At 70.4% G+C, this 14,039-nt stretch carries 12 protein-coding genes; 8 read left to right on the forward strand and 4 right to left on the reverse strand.

All coding sequences use genetic code 11. From position 1 onward, the window contains the following. Positions 1–136: 136 nt before the first annotated feature. Positions 137–2,197 carry a TonB-dependent receptor plug domain-containing protein gene (locus tag QSJ33_RS10775; RefSeq protein WP_285725943.1) on the forward strand — a complete coding sequence of 687 codons (2,061 nt, stop codon included), beginning with the start codon at positions 137–139 and terminating at the stop codon, positions 2,195–2,197. On the opposite strand, the gene folD is transcribed toward QSJ33_RS10775, so the two are convergent. Next, positions 2,194–3,102: a bifunctional methylenetetrahydrofolate dehydrogenase/methenyltetrahydrofolate cyclohydrolase FolD gene (gene folD, locus QSJ33_RS10780; RefSeq protein ID WP_285725946.1), complete on the reverse strand. Its 909-nt coding sequence runs from the start codon at positions 3,100–3,102 to the stop codon at positions 2,194–2,196. The genes QSJ33_RS10775 and folD overlap by 4 nt on opposite strands. Before the next feature lie 168 nt (positions 3,103–3,270). Here folD and QSJ33_RS10785 point away from each other — a divergent pair, with 168 nt between their 5' ends. From QSJ33_RS10785 to QSJ33_RS10805, 5 genes are all read left to right on the forward strand, one after another. Continuing rightward, positions 3,271–3,840 carry a ribosome maturation factor RimP gene (locus QSJ33_RS10785; protein ID WP_285725948.1) on the forward strand — a complete coding sequence of 190 codons (570 nt, stop codon included), beginning with the start codon at positions 3,271–3,273 and terminating at the stop codon, positions 3,838–3,840. Position 3,841: 1 nt separating this feature from the next. Further along, entirely contained in the window at positions 3,842–5,167 is a 1,326-nt protein-coding gene (gene nusA, locus QSJ33_RS10790; protein ID WP_285725950.1) for a transcription termination factor NusA, read from the forward strand. 59 nt (positions 5,168–5,226) lie between these two features. Beyond that, positions 5,227–8,298 carry a translation initiation factor IF-2 gene (infB, locus tag QSJ33_RS10795; protein ID WP_285725952.1) on the forward strand — a complete coding sequence of 1,024 codons (3,072 nt, stop codon included), beginning with the start codon at positions 5,227–5,229 and terminating at the stop codon, positions 8,296–8,298. Positions 8,299–8,468: 170 nt separating this feature from the next. Then, positions 8,469–9,578 carry a 4-hydroxyphenylpyruvate dioxygenase gene (hppD, locus tag QSJ33_RS10800; protein WP_285725954.1) on the forward strand — a complete coding sequence of 370 codons (1,110 nt, stop codon included), beginning with the start codon at positions 8,469–8,471 and terminating at the stop codon, positions 9,576–9,578. 280 nt (positions 9,579–9,858) lie between these two features. Then, on the forward strand, positions 9,859–11,061 hold the full coding sequence (locus QSJ33_RS10805; RefSeq protein ID WP_285725956.1) for a 6-phosphofructokinase: 1,203 nt from the start codon (positions 9,859–9,861) through the stop codon (positions 11,059–11,061). Here QSJ33_RS10805 and QSJ33_RS10810 read toward each other — a convergent pair. After that, entirely contained in the window at positions 11,058–11,765 is a 708-nt protein-coding gene (locus QSJ33_RS10810; protein WP_285725958.1) for a hypothetical protein, read from the reverse strand. The two genes, QSJ33_RS10805 and QSJ33_RS10810, sit on opposite strands and share 4 nt — an antisense overlap. A 107-nt stretch (positions 11,766–11,872) precedes the next feature. Between QSJ33_RS10810 and QSJ33_RS10815 the strand changes: the two genes are divergently transcribed. Together QSJ33_RS10815 and QSJ33_RS10820 are read left to right on the forward strand one after the other, a co-directional pair. Beyond that, entirely contained in the window at positions 11,873–12,274 is a 402-nt protein-coding gene (locus QSJ33_RS10815) for a type II secretion system protein (protein ID WP_285725960.1), read from the forward strand. Between the two features lie 43 nt (positions 12,275–12,317). Further along, entirely contained in the window at positions 12,318–12,845 is a 528-nt protein-coding gene (locus QSJ33_RS10820; protein ID WP_285725962.1) for a DUF4149 domain-containing protein, read from the forward strand. Positions 12,846–12,885: 40 nt separating this feature from the next. On the opposite strand, the gene QSJ33_RS10825 is transcribed toward QSJ33_RS10820, so the two are convergent. Continuing rightward, on the reverse strand, positions 12,886–13,035 hold the full coding sequence (locus tag QSJ33_RS10825; RefSeq protein WP_285725963.1) for a hypothetical protein: 150 nt from the start codon (positions 13,033–13,035) through the stop codon (positions 12,886–12,888). An 86-nt stretch (positions 13,036–13,121) separates the two neighbouring features. Next, on the reverse strand, positions 13,122–14,033 hold the full coding sequence (locus tag QSJ33_RS10830; RefSeq protein ID WP_285725965.1) for a helix-turn-helix transcriptional regulator: 912 nt from the start codon (positions 14,031–14,033) through the stop codon (positions 13,122–13,124). Positions 14,034–14,039: the final 6 nt, after the last annotated feature.

Below are 14,039 nucleotides of genomic sequence, written 5' to 3' on the forward strand. Positions count from 1 at the left end.
GGGGTATCCCTGGTTTCGGACGCCCCGTCCCATTCCTTGACTTCCTTCGGGCCCCGGACTCCCTCCGGGCGCCGGGATTCATATCCCGGCCCTGTCCCGCCGAATCCAGTCTTATTGCGCTTCGCAAGGAGATTCCGTGTCCCGCCGTCCGGCCCTCCTCCTGCCCCTCCTGCCCCTGGCCCTCGCCGCCCAGGAGCCGGGAGGGCCGCCCACGCCACCGGACGAGCTCACCCGGCTCCTGAACACCCCCGTCATCATCGCCAGCCGGCTCCAGCAGAGTCAGGAGGAGGCCCCTTCGGCCGTGTACGTCGTCACGCGCACGGACATCGAGCGGTACGGCTGGCGGGAACTGGCCGACATCCTGCGGGTGCTCCCCGGCTTCGATTTCGGCAACGACGGGACGGCCCTCATCGGCCTCTCCGAGCGGGGCATCTGGGCCCATGAGGGCAAGGTCCTCCTCATGGTGGACGGCATCCAGGTGAGCCCCCTCCACAACGGGAATGTGAACTACTACGGCAGCTACCCGGCGGAGCTCATCGAGCGCGTGGAGGTCATCCGCGGGCCCGGCAGCGCGCTCTACGGCCAGTTCGCGGGCGCGGCGGTCATCAACCTCATCACCCGCTCGGCAGAGGAGCCCGAGGGGGGCCGGTTCACCCTGCGGGCCACCTCCCTCGGCGCCGGGAACTCGGGGGGCGGCGGCTTCCTGGTGGCGAACGGCCAGTTCGCCAACGGCGTGGGCCTGTCCCTCAACCTGGGCTACCAGGAGAGCCCCTTCAGCCGGCAGCCCTACGTGGACACCTTCCTCACGGGACAGGGCTTCGCCCAGGACAAGGGCAGCACCCGACGGGAGGTCACCAACCTCTTCGCGGAGGTCCACGCCCTCGGCACCTCGGTCCACCTGGTGCGGGCCGCCTTCCAGGAGGCCCAGGTGGACGGCGGCGGCTCCGGCAATGGGAACCCCGTGATCCCGGGCCTGGCCCCGGGCACCCTGGGCACCGCCTCCCGCGTCGTCCAGGGGGTGCAGGTCCACCGGACCTTCCCCCTGGCCCAGGGCCTGGCCCTCGATGCCCGGCTGGAACAGCTGGAGAACACCGGGGGGTCGGTGTACCCCCAGGACGCCAGCTCCAACGGGGTGAACCACTCCGGGACGGAGCGCAGCCGGTCCACGGTCGACGTGGACCTCCACTGGGACCTGCCCTACCCCGGGGTCCTGGTCCTGGGAGGCGGCCTCATCCAGGACCGGGAGCGCAGCGTGGACCTGCAGAACCAGGGGGCCCTGCGCGACCCCGGCGACCCCACCCGGCTGGTGCCCCAGTTGACCCTGCAGACCCGGTACGGCTACTTCCAGTACACCCAGCAGTCCGGCCCCCTCGGCCTGACCGCCGGCGGGCGCTACGAGGACAGCGACCTCTCCCACGCCTTCGCGCCGCGCCTGGGCCTCACCTACGTGACGGGCCGCTTCAACGCCAAGCTGCTGTACGGGGAGGCCTTCCGCAATCCCACGCTCTTCCAGACCTACAGCACCTTCTTCGCGTTCCGAGGAGTCCTGAAGCCCGAGCTCATCCGGAGCCGGGAGCTGGAACTGGGCTGGCGGTTCTCCCCGAGCATCGTCGGCCGCCTGAACCTGTACCGCATGAGCGTCACCCGCTCCATCTCCTTCGGCCTCGACAACTACGCCATCTACTACGTGAACGCCGGCTCCACGCATTCGAAGGGCGTCGAGGCCACCCTGGACGTGCGGCACGAGTCCTGGGGGGGCTACGCCAACTTCGGCTACACGCGGCCCGGCGGCCATGTGGATCCCTTCTTCCTCAGCAGCGACGGGAAGGACTTCCTCGGGATCTCCCCCCTCAAGGTGAACCTGGGCGGCTACGTCCGGTTCGGCCCCGTGCAGGTGGCCCCCAGCCTTCTCTACGCCTCCACCCGGGAGGGCCAGACCCCGGCTTCCGCCCAGTCCGGCATTCCGCCGGACCAGCTCCTCCCCAACCTCATCCAGAGCACCCCCGCCCCCGCCCGCCTCCTGGCGAGCCTGGCCGTGACCTGGAACGGCTGGTGGGGCCCCGGCACGGAGGCCCGCCTGTCCGTCTTCAATGCCGGCAACGTGCGCTACCCCATCCTGCAGCCCTACTACGGCGCCCACGCGCCGCTGCCGGCCAACGACCGGCGGTTCGACCTGGACCTGGTCTGGCGGTTCTAGCCGTTCGCCGCCTGCAGGGCGTTGGTGAGCAGGCCCGCGATGGTGAGGGGGCCCACGCCGCCGGGGACCGGTGTCACGGCCGAGGCCACCTCCATGGCCTCGCCGAAGCGAACGTCGCCGCAGAGGACCGAGCCCTTGGCCCGGAGGGTCTCCAGCTTCTTCGGTTCCGCGGCGAAGATCCGGTGGCCCAGGACCAGGTCCTCCACCCGGTTGATGCCCACGTCCACCACCACGGCCCCGGGCTTGATCCAGGAACCCTCCACCAGGCCCGGCTTCCCCACGGCGGCCACCAGGAGATCCGCCTCCCGGCAGACGGCGGGCAGGTCCCGGGTCCGGCTGTGGGCGATGGTGACGGTGGCGTGCTGCTCCAGGAGCATGAGGGCCATGGGCTTGCCCACGATCTCGCTGCGCCCCAGCACCACGGCCCGCAGGCCCTTCAGGGCCAGCCCATGGTGGGCCAGGAGGGACATGCAGGCGCTGGGCGTGCAGGGCCGCAGCCCGGGCAGGCCCTCCAGGAGGAGCCCCTGGTTCACCGGGTGGAAGCCGTCCACATCCTTGGCCGGGCTGATGCGGTGCAGGGCCCGCTTCGAATCCAGCCCCTGGGGCAGGGGCAGCTGCACCAGGATCCCGTCCACCTCCGGATCGGCGTTGAGGCGGTCGATGAGGGCGTCCAGGTCCGCCTGGGGCGTGTCCGCCGGGAGGCGGAACTCCAGGGAACGGAGGCCCACCTTCGCGCAAGCGGCGGTCTTGTTCCGCACATAGACCTGGCTGGCAGGATCCTCGCCCACCAGCACCACGGCCAGCCCCGGCGCCCTGAGCCCCCGGGTGGCCCGGGCCTCCACGCCCTCCCGGACCCGCTCCAGCATCCAATCCGCATGCGCCTTGCCGTCCAGGATGGTCGCCATGTCAGCCCCCTCCCCCATTGGACACCAGGATGCCCCCAATTCCCGCTCCTTGAGATTCCTGGGAAAGGGCGCTAGACTTCCCATTCAATTCGGCCATGGCCGCCCGGACACGGGTGCCAAGACTGGGTGGGTTCGTCCCACCTTTTTTGTTGTTCCCCTGGAGTCCCGTTGGACCTGAAGAAACTCCAAGCCCCCCTCGAACGGCAGCTGGCCCTGCTGGGCTTCGAGCTGCTCTGCGTCGAGCTGGCCCGCGAGGGACGGGACGAGATCCTGCGGCTGTACCTCGACCACTCGGACGCCGAGGCCACGGGCCGCAAGGTCACCCTGGACGACTGCACCACCGCCCACGAGGGCCTGCTGGCCTGGCTGGACGTGGAGTTCCCCGACCTGCGCGAGCACGTGGGCATCGAGGTGAGCAGCCCCGGCATGGAGCGCCCCCTGGTGAAGGCGGATCACTTCCGCCGCTTCGCCGGCCGGCTCTGCCGCCTGCAGACCCTCCAGCCCGTGAACGGGCAGAAGCGGTTCAAGGGGTGGATCGGTCCCGTGACCCCCACGACCCTGACCCTCGAGGAGGACGGCGTGCTGAAGGAGGTGCCCCTGGAGGCCCTCCAGAAGGCCCGCCTCGCCCCCTTCGACGAGAGCAAGACCCCCAAGCCCAAGCACCTGCAGGGGCGTTTCACCGAAGCACCGGATGCCGATGGCGTAGAGACAAGCGCCACCGAGGAAGAGGAGGCCTGACATGACCACCGTCGCCACGAGTTTCTTCGACAGCGTGAAGATGATCGCCGCCGAGAAGGGGATCCCGGAGGAGGACGTCTTCCTCGCCGTGGAGGAGGCCCTCGCCAAGGCCGCCGACAAGTTCTTCAACGCCCAGGACTTCTACGGCAACTTCCAGGCCCAGATGGACCGGGAGACCGGCGAGTTCCACGTCTACGCCCTGAAGCAGGTGGTGGCCGAGGTGGAGGAGGAGGACCTGGAGATCAGCCTCAAGGAGGCCCAGGAGCTGAACCCCGAGGCCGCCGAGGGTGACACCCTCTGGCTGCCCCAGGACACCAGCCAGCTGGGCCGCATCGCCGCCCAGGCCGCCAAGCAGGTGCTGGTGCAGAAGGTGCGCGAGGCCGAGCGGGACCGCATCTTCACCGAGTTCGCCGACCGCATCGGCGAGGTGGTGGTGGCCGAGGTGAAGCGCTTCGAGAAGAGCGCCATCATCCTGGAGATCGACCGGGTGGAGGCCATGCTGCGCCGCAGCGAGGCGCTGCGCGGCGACCGCTTCGACAAGGGCCAGCGCATCAAGGTCGTCATCATCTCCGTGGACCGCAGCGCCAAGGATCCCCAGGTCCAGGTGAGCCGCACCGATCCGCGGCTGCTCATCAAGCTCTTCGAGAACGAGGTGCCCGAGATCCACGACGGCACCGTGGTCATCCGCAACTGCGTGCGCGAGGCCGGCGACCGGGCCAAGGTGGCCGTCCACAGCCTGGATCCGGATGTCGATCCCGTGGGCGCCTGCGTGGGCCTGAAGGGCAGCCGCGTCCAGGCCATCATCCGCGAGCTGAAGAACGAGAAGATCGACATCGTCCGCTACTCCGACGAGCCCTCCCAGTTCATCGCCAACGCCCTCAACCCCGCCAAGGCCATCCGGGTCACCATCAAGGATCCCGAGGAGCGCCGCGTCGAGGTGGTGGTGGACGACGAGCAGCTCAGCGTGGCCATCGGCAAGCGCGGGCAGAACGTCCGCCTTGCGGCCAAGCTGACGGGCTGGAACATCGACGTCCGCAGCGAGGCCGACAAGCGCCGCGAAGCCGAGGTCGCCATGGGCCTGGCCCTGCCGGACGTGGCCGAGGCCCCCGAGGCCTCCCCTGCCGCCCCGGCCTCCAGCCTGCTGTCCGAACTCGCCGCCGTGGAGGGCCTCGACGCCGCCCTGGCGGACCGGCTCGCCGCCGCGGGCTATCCCGACGCCAAATCCCTTTACACTGTCACTGCCGAGCAGCTCATGCAGGTGGAAGGCATGGATCAGGATCTGGCCTTCCGTCTCATCGATGCCGTGCAGGCGCACTTCGGGGAGTAGGCTGGAGTCCTGCAGCCCTTCCCGTTCCCCCCATTCCCAGGCCGAGGTAAGCCCCTTACATGCTGCGCATCAACCAACTCGCCAAAGAGCTCGGAGTCGCCAACCAGGAGGTCATCGAGGCCTGCGAGAAGCGTCTGGGCCTCCAGGGGAAGAGCCACAGCTCGAACCTCACCGACGACCAGGCGGACAAGCTGCGCCGGGCCTTCCAGGGCAAGCACAAGGGCGCCGATGACGCGCCCCCGCTGGCCCTCCACAAGCCCTCGGCCGGCGTGAAGGTGGTCAAGACCAGCCGCGAGGTCCCCGCCCCCAAGGCCGAGCCCATCCCCGAGCCGCCGAAGCCGGCCCCGGCCGTGCTGGTGAAGAAGGCCGAGCCGCGGCCCGAACCGGCCCCCGAGCCCGTGGCGGAGACCCCCGCCCCGGTGCCCGCCCTCCGGGAGGAGAAGCCCGCGCCTGCGCCGGCTCCCGCGCCGGCCCCGGCGGCCGCCGCGCCCGCCCCGGCGCCGACCCCGGCACCGGCTTCCGAGCCCGCCCCGGAGGCGCCGGCTGCGGCCCGCCCGGAGGCGGCCCAGGAATCCTTCTCGCGCCTGAAGGTGTCCGCGGTCCCCGCGCCCGCCCCCCGGGAGGATAAGCCGGCCCGCTACATCCAGCTGCCCCCGGCCCGCCCCAGCGGCCCCGCCGCGCCCCGCCCGCCCCAGGGCGCCGTCGGCGGCCCCCGGCCCGAGGCCGGCGCCCGGCCCATCGTCCAGCGTCCCGGCCAGGCCCCCGCGCCCACGAACGTGCAGCGCTCGGGCATGCCCCAGAAGGAGAAGGCCGTCCTCCCCATGGCCACCAACACCGGCCGCGGCGAGGTCCGCCACGAGGCCCCGGCGCCCCAGCCCTCCCGCCGGCCCTACATTCCGCCCGCCATCACCGAGTTGAGGCCCGACCAGGGCTTCAGCCGCATCAAGACCTCCGACACCCCGCCCCCGGCCCCCCGGTCCCAGGAGCCCGCCCGGTACATCCAGCTGCCCCAGCCCCGCCCCCAGGGCGGGGTCCGGCCCTCCTCCGGCCCCGGTGGGCGCCCGGGTGGTCCCGGCAGCCGTCCCGGCGGCCCCGGTGCCCGTCCTGGCGGCCCCGGCCGTCCCGGCGGCCCGGGCCGGCCCGGCATGGGCTCGCGCCCCGGCGGTCCCGGCCGCGGGCCCTCCCTGCCCGCCGCGGGTCCCATTGATCCCAACAGCCAGAAGGGCCCCGGCCGCGGCGCCCAGCACGGCAAGAAGAAGACCAAGGAGCAGATCCGCGAAGAGCAGGAGATGGAGCTCAAGCTCCGCCAGCCGCGGTCCCGCGCCCAGCAGGTCGCCACCGAGTTCGTCCAGGACGAGATCGGCATCGTCATGCTCTCCGAGGGTGTGACGGTGAAGGAGCTGGCCGAGAAGTGCAACCGGCCCGCCAAGGACGTGGTGGCCAAGCTGCTCCACCGCGGCATCTTCGCCACCATCAACCAGCCCCTCGACACCGAGATGGCCAAGGAGATCGCCCGGGAATTCGGGTTCCTGGCCGACATCGTGTCCTTCGAGGAGGACGTCCAGATGTCCGCGGAGGAATCCGCCGAGGTGCAGGGCGAACAGAAGCCCCGACCGCCCGTGGTCACCATCATGGGCCACGTCGACCACGGCAAGACCTCCCTGCTGGACGCCATCCGCAAGACCAAGGTGGCCGCGGGCGAGGCCGGCGGCATCACCCAGCACGTGGGCGCCTACCACGTGGACGTGAAGGATCCGAACACCGGCCTCATGCGCCAGGTGGTCTTCCTCGACACGCCGGGCCACGAGGCCTTCACCAAGATGCGGGCCCGCGGCGCCAAGGTCACGGACATCGCCGTCCTGGTGGTGGCCGCCGATGACGGCGTCATGCCCCAGACCGTGGAGTCCATCAACCACGCCAAGGCCGCCGACGTGCCGATCGTCGTGGCCGTCAACAAGATCGACAAGCCCGGCGCCAATCCGGACAAGGTCCAGCAGGGCCTGCTCCAGCACAGCGTCCAGACCGAGGCCTACGGGGGCGACGTCCCCGCCGTCCTCGTCAGCGCCAAGACGCACCAGGGCCTGGATGAGCTTCTGGAGACCCTGCTCCTGGTGGCCGACCTCAAGGATCTCAAGGCCGTCTACGACTGCCCCGCCGCCGGCTCCATCGTCGAGGCCCGCCTCGACCGGGGGCGTGGCGCCGTGGCCACCGTGCTGGTCCAGCGCGGCACCCTGAAGGCCGGCGACATCTTCGTGGCCGGCGCCACCATGGGCCGCGTCCGCGCCATGTTCAACGACATCGGCCAGCGCGTCACCGAGGCCGGTCCCTCCAGCGCCGTGCAGATCCTCGGCTTCGAGGAAGTGCCCAGCAGCGGCGACAACTTCCAGGTGGTGGAGGACGAGGGCAAGGCCCGCACCATCGTCACCTTCCGCCAGGAGAAGGCCCGCCAGGCCGCCCAGCTCCGCCAGCGCGTCACCCTCGAGAACCTGTTCACCACCCTCAAGGATGGCCAGGTCAAGGAGCTGCCCCTCATCATCAAGGCGGACAACCAGGGCTCCGTGGAGTCCCTTGTGGGCCAGCTGGACAAGCTCAGCACCGACAAGGTGCGGGTGCGGATCATCCACAGCGCCGCGGGCACCGTCACCGAGAACGACGTGCTGCTGGCGGCGGCCTCCAAGGCCACCATCATCGGCTTCCACTCCAAGGCCGAGAAGAAGGCCGAGGAGCTCGCCCGCGAGGAGGGCGTGGACCTGCGCTTCCACGAGATCATCTACAAGGTGACCGAGGAGATCGAGCAGGCCATGGTCGGCCTCCTGGACGCCACGGACAAGGAGACCATCCACGGCGAGGCCGAGGTGCGGCAGCTCTTCAAGATCAACAAGGCCGTCATCGCCGGCTGCTTCGTCACCGAGGGCAAGGTCCAGAAGGCCTACAAGGTCCGCGTGAAGCGGGGCGGCGAGACTGTCTTCGAGGGCGCCCTGAAGAGCCTCAAGCGATTCAAGGACGACGTGGCCGAAGTGAAGAACGGCCTCGATTGCGGCATCGCCATCGAGAACTTCGACGAGCTGAAGGAAGGCGACATCCTCGAGTTCTTCAGCAAGGAGAAGGTGATCGCCACCAGCCTGAGCTGAGCGCACCCCGGAACCACCGACGGGCCCGCATCGCGGGCCCGTTTTCATGGCACTTCGATAATTGACTCACTGGTGTTCAAAGTATTGATTACACTGGAGTAATCATCCATGGTGTGACCCACGTCACCTCGGCGGGCCACCAGACTGGACGGGCCCTTCGACGAGGTCCCATGCCCACGCCCAGCTTCGCCCTCACCGCCCCCACGGATCAGCGGCAGGCCACCAACCCCCTCGGCCTCACCCGCATCGACCACTTCCAGATGACCGGCTCCATCGAGCGTCTGGAGGGGCTCTACCGCCGCATGGGCTTCGCCCGCGTCGCCAGCGGCACCGCAGCCTGGGGCCGGGTGGTCCACCTCCGGCAGCAGCGCATGGACATCCTGATCTTCGAGGCGGACGCCTCCCATCCCGCGGGCCGCTACTTCCAGGCCCACGGCGAGGGGGTGTGCGCCCTCAACTTCGAGGTGGATGACCTCGACGCCGCCCTGGCCGAGGCCCGGAAGCGGGGCGCCACCGTGCGCCTGGAGGCCCAGACCCATGACCTGGACGGCGGGACGGTGCGCTTCGCCGCCATCCAGGGGGTGGGGGATGTGTGGAACCACCTGGTGGAGCGGAAGGGCAGCCCCGCCGCCTTCTGGCCGGGCCTGGCCCCCGACCCCGCGCCGGCGCTCTGCGATCCCGGCCTGGTGCGCGTGGACCACCTCACCAACAACGTGGGCCCCGGCGAGATGGAGGCCCTGGTGGCCTTCTACGAGCAGGTGTACGGCTTCGTCGTCACCCGGGAGTTCCACATCCGGGGCGCCCTGGGCACGGGCCTGGACTCCAAGGTGGTCCAGAGCGCCAACCACCGCGTGATCATCCCCATCAACCAGCCCACGGACGAGAAGAGCCAGGTCCAGGAGTACGTGAACCGGCACAAGGGCCAGGGCGTCCAGCACATCGCCATGTCCACCAACGACATCGAGGCCACCCTGCGCGCCCTCATGGCCCAGGGCTTCCGGTTCATGCGGGTGCCCGACACCTACTACGAGCTGCTGCCCGGCCGCATCGAGAAGGGCGGCTACACCGTCCGGGAATCCCTGGAGACCGCCCAGGAGCTGGGCATCCAGATCGACGGCGACGCCAGCGGCTACCTCCTCCAGATCTTCACCGAGGACCAGATCGGACCGCTGTTCTTCGAGATCATCCAGCGGCGGGGGAACATGGGCTTCGGCGAGGGCAACTTCCAGGCGCTGTACGACTCCATCGAGCTGGATCAGAAGCAGCGCGGCGTGCTCTAACCCTCCCATCCTGATTCGCTCCTCGCCGGGTCCCGGCGCCGCAGGCTCCCCCGGAGCCTGCTCTGCCACCCGGCGGTCGCGACCATCGAGCTGGATCAGAAGCAGCGCGGCGTGCTCTGACACCGCCGAAGGACGAGAAGATCACCGCCAAGACACCAAGGACGCCAAGGAAAAGCGAAGGCAGGATCGTTGTCTTTCTTGGCGCCTTGGCGTCTTGGCGGTGAAAGGCTTTTCTGGCGAAGGACGGGATTCGGCCCCAGGCTGGTTCCCGGGGTGTGACATGGCCACCGGGAAGACGTCCAAGGGGGTGATCGGCATCCTCACCGGAGGCGGCGATGTGCCCGGCCTCAATCCCGCCATCCGGGCGGTGACCATCCGGGCCCTGGGCGAGGGCTACCAGGTGCTGGGCATCCGCCGGGGCTGGGCGGGCCTCGTGAACCTGGTCCGGGATCCCCAAGCTGACAACGGCGAGTGGGTGCAGGTCCTCACCGAGGAGGTGGTCAACCGCGCCGGGCGGACGGGCGGGACCTTCCTCCACAGCTCCCGGACCAACCCCATGTCCGTGAAACGGGACGCGGTGCCGGACCACCTCAAGGCGGCCTATCCGGACGAGGTGAACGACCTGGTCCCGGAGGTCCTGAAGAACCTCGACTTCCTGGGCATCGACCACCTCATCCCCATCGGCGGGGACGACACCCTCAGCGTGGCCGTGCGGCTCTACCGGGAGGGGGTGAAGGTGATCGCCATCCCCAAGACCATGGACAACGACGTGCCTGGGACGGACTACTGCATCGGCTTCAGCACCTGCGTCACCCGCACCATCGAGATGATCAACCGGCTGCGCACCAGCGCGGGTTCCCACGAGCGCTTCCTAGTGGTGGAGGTCTTCGGCCGCTACGCCGGCTTCACGGCCATGCTCCCCACCATGGCCGGGGCCGCGAACCGCTGCGTGATCCCCGAATCGCCCTTCGACATCGAGCGGCTCACGGAACTCCTGTCCCGGGACCGCACCCGCAACCCCAGCAAGTACGCCATCGTCCTGGTGTCCGAGGGGGCCCGCTTCGGAGGCGACATGGTCTTCACCGACCTGTCCCGGGACGCCTTCGGCCACGCCAAGCTCGGGGGCATCGGGGACCTGGTCTCCGCGGAACTGCAGGCCCGCAGCCCGGCCTACAACCAGGGCCGGACGGTGAACGTCATCAACCAGAAGCTGGGCTACCTGGTGCGGGGCGGGGATCCCGACGCCATCGACTCCATCGTGCCCATGGCCTACGGCAACCTGGCCCTGGACCTCCTCCTGAAGGGCGTGCACGGCCGCCTGGTGGTGCTCCGCAACGGGCGGTACGACAACGTCCCCATCGACGTGGTGACCAGCAGCAAGAAGCAGGTGAACGTCGGCAGGTACTACAGCGCCGAGCGCATGCGCCCCCACTACCACAACATCTTCGAGATGGGCCCCCTGTTCATCATGACCAGCGACTAGCGGACCGCCCCCGGCGCGCCCTTCACTTTCCGGAGAAGCGCCTCGGCGGTGGCCTCGAGGGTGGCCGCGCGCACATCGGCTTCCGTGCGCGCGCCGGCCGGCAGCGGGTGCAGGAAGGGCTCCGGATCCAGGTTCGCCGGCCGGAGATGGGCCGCCACGTCTTCCCCCCCGCCCGGGCGACGGTCTAGCACTTCCCATTCTGCGTGGATCTCCCAGGGCAGGTAGCCGAACCGCTGCATCCGGGCCTGGTTCTCCCGGTACCGGACCGGGCCGTAGGCCGCCCCGAGGAGGGCCCCCACCCCGCCCCCGATGGCCGTCACCTCCCAGGAGGTGAAGGTGTAGGCGGGCGCCCCGCTGGCGAGGAAGGCGCCCAGGGCGAAGCCCTCCCCCACCGACACGGTCCAGGTTCGTCCGAGGCCCCGGGTGGCATCGGGGTCCGGCCCCCCCTTGAGCGTCAGCCGCAGCACCCGGGTGGAGCCTCCGGGGGGTACCTCGGCCACGGAGGGCAGGCCCAGCCCCTCGGAGATCCGGGCCACCAGGGCGCGTTCCTCTTCCGGCGTCATGCCCTTCACCTTCTGGACCAGCTCGACCCGCTGGGCGGGGCGCTCCCGCAGGGCCGTCTCCGGCCGCTTGCAGGCCATCCCGGCCAGCAGCAGCGCCGGAATGAGCCCGGCGCGGAGGACTCGGCCCAGGGAAATCGCCACGGGAAACCTCGCAGGAGGGCGGGATGGAGAGGGGATCACCCCAGTCTAGCGGCGGGGGCCGGAACCGGCAGGCCGCCCCGCCGCATCCGTTGCGGTAAGGTGGTTCCATGCGTCTCGTCCCGTCCCGACAGCGCGGCTTCACCCTCCTGGAGCTGCTCACCGTCATGACCATCCTGGCCATCCTGGCCACGGTGGGCCTGGCGGGCTACCGGCACAAGACCAAGGTGGCCCGCGAGGCGGTGCTCAAGGAGAACATCTTCCAGATCAACCACGCCCTGGAGGAGTACCGGGCCGACCGCGGGAAGTACCCCTCCAGCCTGGCCGCCCTCCGCGAGTACGGCTACCTGCGGGAGATCCCCTACGACCCCATGACCCAGTCCCGGGACACCTGGCAGATCGAGTACGAGCCCCCGGACCCCGACAACCAGGATGCGGAGGTGGGCATCTTCCGGGTGCGCAGCGGCTCCACCGACAAGGGCGAGAACGGGATCCCGTACAACGAGTGGTGAGGCCCATCCTCGGGCTTCAGTCCCCAGTCCTCAGTGGGAAGGCATGAACGAACGCACCCTCCGCCGCATCGACCTGCTCTCCGCCGCCCTGCTGATGCTCTGGGCGGGCGCGGCCCTGGGCTTCGGCGCCCTCATGGCCCCCGTGCTCTTCCGGGAGCTGCCCAGCCGGGACGTCGCCGGCCACCTCGCCGGCCTGGTGGTGGGGCGCCTGGACTGGGCCGCCTGGGCCGCCTTCGGCCTGGCGGGCCTCAGCTGGGGCGCCCGCTGGGTGGCGGAGGTGAAGGAGGAGCTCATCGGCCCCCTGCGCCTGTGGAGCGCCGCCTGGCTGGTGGCCCTGCTCATGTGCCTGGCCAGCAGCGCCGTCGTCACCCCCAAGGTCCGGGCCATCCGGGCCCGCATCGGCGCGCCCATCGAGACCCTGGCCAAGGACAGCCCCGACCGCGTGGCCTACGACAGGGCCCACGCCATCAGCCGGCAGCTCTTCTTCCTCCGCATCCTGCTGGCCCTGGGCCTGGCGGGCACCGTGGGATTGCTGCCCCGCCGTCAGGAGGAATCGGGGCCGGAAGCCTAGTCCGACCCCGCCCCCAGGCGAGGGATGAGGCCTTCGCGGCTCAGCGGGCCATGCCGTACTTGGCGGGGTCCGCCTTCGCCTTCGCCGCGCACTCGTCGCAGCAGACGGTGATCTCGCGGCCGCCCACCTTCACCTTCAGTCCGCCGTCCTTCATGTCCCAGTCGCACACGGGGCACTTCTCGAAGCTCATGGCCTCTCCTGTCGCTGGAGCCTGCGTCGGCGCCACCGCGGCGCCGGGGCGGATCCCGAGCTTCCAAGGTAGGAAGCGGGGGCGGCCTAGACTTCCAGATTCTTGCGAAGTTCGCGGAGGCGCCTGGCGGAACCCTTCCGCAAATCCGAAGGCGGGCATCCGAACTCGCGGCGGAAGGCATCCGTGAAGTGGCTGTGGCTGGAGAAGCCGAGGTCCAGGGCCAGCGCGGTGAGGTCCTCCGCCCCCTGTTCGAGGCGCTCGAGCGCCGCCCGCAGGCGCAGGACGGTGAGGTAGCGGTGGAGCGAGGTGCCTGCGTGCCGCTGGAAGAGGCGGGCGAGGTGGAAAGGGGAGCTGTGCACGGCCTGGGCCAGATCGTCGAGGGTCAGGCGGTCGCCGAGGTGGGTGGCGAGGTGGGCCTTGGTGGCCTCGGTGAGATCCGCATGTTCCTCCCGGGTTCCCGTCCGGAGGCGGGGCGTGGGGCGTCCCTGGACCTCCGCGGCGGCCCCGAGCGCGTCGGCCGCCAGCTGGAGCCCGGTGACTTCCACCCAGAACGGCTCCAGGGGAGCCCCGGATTCCAGACGGCGCACCAGGTCCCGGTGGGTCCAGAAGAGGTCGGAGGCGCAGGGCCCCTGGAGGAAGGGCAGCGCGGGTTCCGCCTGGTCGGCGAGAGCCGGATCGACCTCCTGGAGGAGTTCCCGGAGGATGCGGGGCGGAAAGCGGAAGACCGTGCCGCGATCGCCCCCGTCCGCCGGATGGCTCACCCGGTAGGCGGCACCGGCGGGGAAGAAGGCCACCTGGTTGACGTCGGCCGTGAGGCGCCGGCGCCCGACGTGGCGGCAGAAGGCCCCGTGGCGCAGGAGGACCAGGGTGGTGTGGTCGGAGCCTTCCTCCGGCCCGGCCCCGGCGCGGCAGGCCGAGCAGACGTAGTCGTGGATGGCCACGAGCGGGCTGTCGTAGAGGGGCGTGAACCGGACGGGGAAGTCCGCGGGGGACGACATGCCGGA

This window comes from Geothrix rubra (assembly GCF_030268065.1).
GTDB lineage: Bacteria > Acidobacteriota > Holophagae > Holophagales > Holophagaceae > Geothrix > Geothrix rubra.

Bases quoted from the DNA above. Each gene is read 5' to 3' on its own strand.
- nusA (WP_285725950.1), top strand. From the start codon at position 3,842: ATGACCACCGTCGCCACGAGTTTCTTCGACAGCGTGAAGATGATCGCC.
- QSJ33_RS10815 (WP_285725960.1), top strand. From the start codon at position 11,873: ATGCGTCTCGTCCCGTCCCGACAGCGCGGCTTCACCCTCCTGGAGCTG.
- QSJ33_RS10820 (WP_285725962.1), top strand. From the start codon at position 12,318: ATGAACGAACGCACCCTCCGCCGCATCGACCTGCTCTCCGCCGCCCTG.
- folD (WP_285725946.1), bottom strand. From the start codon at position 3,102: ATGGCGACCATCCTGGACGGCAAGGCGCATGCGGATTGGATGCTGGAG.
- QSJ33_RS10830 (WP_285725965.1), bottom strand. From the start codon at position 14,033: ATGTCGTCCCCCGCGGACTTCCCCGTCCGGTTCACGCCCCTCTACGAC.
- QSJ33_RS10825 (WP_285725963.1), bottom strand. From the start codon at position 13,035: ATGAGCTTCGAGAAGTGCCCCGTGTGCGACTGGGACATGAAGGACGGC.
- hppD (WP_285725954.1), top strand. From the start codon at position 8,469: ATGCCCACGCCCAGCTTCGCCCTCACCGCCCCCACGGATCAGCGGCAG.
- QSJ33_RS10805 (WP_285725956.1), top strand. From the start codon at position 9,859: ATGGCCACCGGGAAGACGTCCAAGGGGGTGATCGGCATCCTCACCGGA.
- infB (WP_285725952.1), top strand. From the start codon at position 5,227: ATGCTGCGCATCAACCAACTCGCCAAAGAGCTCGGAGTCGCCAACCAG.